Below are 3214 nucleotides of genomic sequence, written 5' to 3'. Positions count from 1 at the left end.
CAATGGCGACATGCACGCGCGGCAGCGTGGTGACCATGCGGGCGTTGCCCTCGTTGGTCACGGTGGACACCGAGCCGTTTTCGGCCACGGCGAAGTTACAGCCGCTGATGCCCATATCCGCGGCAATAAACTTGCGGCGCAGCTGCACGCGGGCCACCTTGACCAGGTGCTGCACGTCCGAATCCTGTTTCACGCCGGTGGCCTTGGTGAAATCGTCGGCCACCTGGTAACGCGAAAGGTGGATGGCGGGCATAACCATGTGGGAAGGGCCTTCGTGCCGCAACTGGATGATCCATTCGCCGAGGTCGGTTTCATCCACAATGAGACCCTGGGCCTCAAGAGCGGGATTCAACTCGATTTCTTCAGCCGTCATGGATTTGGATTTCACCACGCGCTTGACGTTGTTTTCCCTGGCAATGCGCGCAATGATCTCGTTGGCTTCGGCAGCCGTGGCGGCGCGGTGCACATGCACGCCACGCTTTTCGGCTTCGGCCTTGAACTGGGAATACAGTTCTTCCATATGCTGACAGGCGTAGTCTTTGGCATCGGCCACCTGGGCAATAAGGGCGCGCTCGTCCACTTCCTTGAACACGGCTTCGCGGTTGGCGCGGTAGGCCACGGCGAAGGTGTCGAGAGTGCGGCGCAGGAATTCGTCATTCAGAGCTTCGTCCAGCTCCTTGTGGTAGCCGGAACTGCTTTTAAGGGCGTCATGCATGGGTTAGTCCTCCAGAAGAATGATGTGGAGTTCCAGCGGGCCATGTACGCCCACGGCTGCCACACGTTCAATATCAGCCGTGCGGCTGGGACCCGTCACCAAAGTGGTATAGGTGGCCGGGGCCGAGTTCATGCGCTCACGCAAAAACTGGGCAATGGACGGCAGATCGGGGTAAATATCGGACTTGCGCAAAAGAATCATGGACACTTCAGAAATCATGCCCGTCAGGCGCACGTCTTCGCTGTCGGTGTTCAGCATGCAGGTGGCGCTGGCCGCAACACCCACAATGCCAGTGGAAAGGCCCACATCAATGCCGGCGAGGTAGTTGCGCAGCCCTTCGCGAATGCAAAGAAAGCCCTTTTCCTCACAGGCCGCGGCCAGAGAGGCAAAGTCCGCATCGTTGAGTTCAGGGGCTGCCACAACACGCTGCACCCGGGTAGGCACGTTGTTGGGGCTCAAGGGGCCTTGCGCGGCGCCTGGCTCGTCAGCCAGAATTTCAGCAGGAGCCTTGCTGGCGCACACGTCCACAACATATTGCAGGGCCGCGGCCATGGTGGGCGCTTCCTGCACCACTGCGCTGACCGCCGCGGCCTTGGCGGCAAAGGCTTCGACCAGTTCCTGGTTCACAGGGGGCATAGGATTCTCCTTTCGGTCATCATGATTACGCGGCCATGCCGCGCCGCTCCGGCGGAAAAACGCTTCCCGCCGGAGCGGCCGTTTTTATCTCAGGCTTTCAGCGTATATTTCAACGGTATGTTTGACGCGCACACGGTCTTTGTTGTGCGAGAGCACGTCTTCAAGCTGCATCATGCAGGCGGGGCAGCCCGCAGCCACAACCTCGGCCCCGGAGGACACCACGTTGTCGCGCTTGCGCTGGCCTATCTTGCGTGAATAGTCATAGTGGAAGAGGTTAAACGAGCCGCCGCAGCCACAGCAGCGGTCGGCTTCGGCCATTTCCACCACCTTGTAGGCGGGGTTGGCCGCCATGACGGCGCGGGGCTGGCCCACGACGCCCAGGGATTTCTTGAGATGGCAGGAGTCGTGGTAGGTCACCGTGGTGGCATTGCCCGCCGGAGCTTCGGCAGGCTGCACCTTGAGCACATCCACAAGAAAGGCGTTGATGTCCATAGCCTTGGCGGCAAGCTGCTCGGCCTTGCGCAGTTCCACGGCGCCCAGGCGTCCGGCATAGCGGGGCCACAGTTCCTTGATGGTGGAAGTGCAGGAACCACAGGGGCTGAGAATGTAGTCGAAATCCGCGCCGTCAAGAACGCGCAGGTTGACCTTCATCTGCTTGACCATGCCCTCGGCATCGCCGGAAGACAGGGCGGGAATGCCGCAGCAGGTCAGCCCCTTGGGCATGAACACCGCCACCTTGTGGTGACGCAGCACCTTGAGGCAGGCTTCGGCCATGTCAACATACATCTTGTCGCCCATGCAGCCCGGATAAAAAGCCACCTTGATGCCGCCGGCGGGGCGGCGTTCGTCAAGCGCGCCATGACGAACGTGCAGCGGCTTTTTTGCCAGGGGGCGCATATGGCGGTCACCCAGCATGAAGTTCAGCATGGGCGCGCACACCGTACCCTGAGCCGAACCTGTGCTGCGGAAGATCAGCCCCTGAACCGGAGCACCCATGCGCATGGCAAGGTTGAACACGCCGGGCTGCGGCAGCACCGCGCGGAAGATCATTTTCTTGACCGGGTGCAGGCCCAGGTAGGCGTTGACGATTTCCCGCGCTTCCATAAACACGTCCATGATCTGGACGCCGGGAGGGCAGGACGCCTGACAGGAGCCGCACAGAAGGCAGCGGCCCAGCTTGTCGGCCACGGCTTCGGGGTCCTGGATCATTTCATGGGCCAGATTGTCGATGAGCGCCAGCTTGCCGCGCGCCACGTCGGCCTCCATACCGGAAGCGCCGAACATGGGGCACACGGCCTGGCACATGCCGCATTTCATGCAGGCCGTGACTCTGTCGTCCAGCGCCATGAGGCGCTGGGCCAGTTCGTGCAGATTACTCATGTAAGGCTCCTAGATTCCCACCAGCTTGGTGGCGTTGAACAGGCCCTTGGGGTCAAGGGCGCGACGCAGCCGCTGAGAGAACAGAATGGTGCCGCGCGAGGTTTCTTTTTCCATCCACTTGGCCTTGGCCGTGCCGATGCCGTGCTCGCCCGAAAGCGTGCCGTGCAGCTTGAGGGCCACGTCGAACATTTCGTCAATGGCCTCTTCCACGCGGTGGAACTCGTCCTTGTCGCGCTTGTCGCACAGGAAGGTGGGGTGCAGGTTGCCGTCACCGGCGTGACCAAACGTACCGACCTCAACCTTGTACTTGGCCGCGATTTCGTTAACGGCCTTCATCATGGCAGGAATCTGCGAACGCGGCACGGTGGCGTCTTCAAGCACGGTGGTGGGACGGCAGCGGGCCAGCACGGGCAGGGCCATGCGGCGGGCTTCCCACAGTTTGAATTTTTCGTCGGCGTCCTTGGGCACATGCACGGCAGTGGC

General features: G+C 61.5%; 4 protein-coding genes. All 4 read right to left on the bottom strand.

Translation table 11 applies throughout. From position 1 onward, the window contains the following. The coding region (locus V6C16_RS10010) for an LUD domain-containing protein (RefSeq protein WP_333543130.1) at nucleotides 1-715 on the bottom strand (715 nt) is incomplete at its 3' end. A 3-nt stretch (nucleotides 716-718) separates the two neighbouring features. Next, nucleotides 719-1351 carry a lactate utilization protein gene (locus V6C16_RS10005; protein ID WP_333536884.1) on the bottom strand — a complete coding sequence of 211 codons (633 nt, stop codon included), beginning with the start codon at nucleotides 1349-1351 and terminating at the stop codon, nucleotides 719-721. 84 nt (nucleotides 1352-1435) lie between these two features. Continuing rightward, nucleotides 1436-2731 (bottom strand): (Fe-S)-binding protein, encoded by a 1296-nt coding sequence (locus tag V6C16_RS10000; protein ID WP_333536885.1) that lies wholly within the window; start codon nucleotides 2729-2731, stop codon nucleotides 1436-1438. A gap of 9 nt (nucleotides 2732-2740) precedes the next feature. Continuing rightward, nucleotides 2741-3214: FAD-linked oxidase C-terminal domain-containing protein (locus tag V6C16_RS09995; protein ID WP_333543129.1), on the bottom strand; the 474-nt coding region annotated here is incomplete at its 5' end.

The organism is Desulfovibrio sp. 1188_IL3213 (assembly GCF_036763145.1).
Lineage (GTDB): Bacteria > Desulfobacterota > Desulfovibrionia > Desulfovibrionales > Desulfovibrionaceae > Desulfovibrio.
This window is presented reverse-complemented; position numbering and strand designations above follow the sequence as displayed.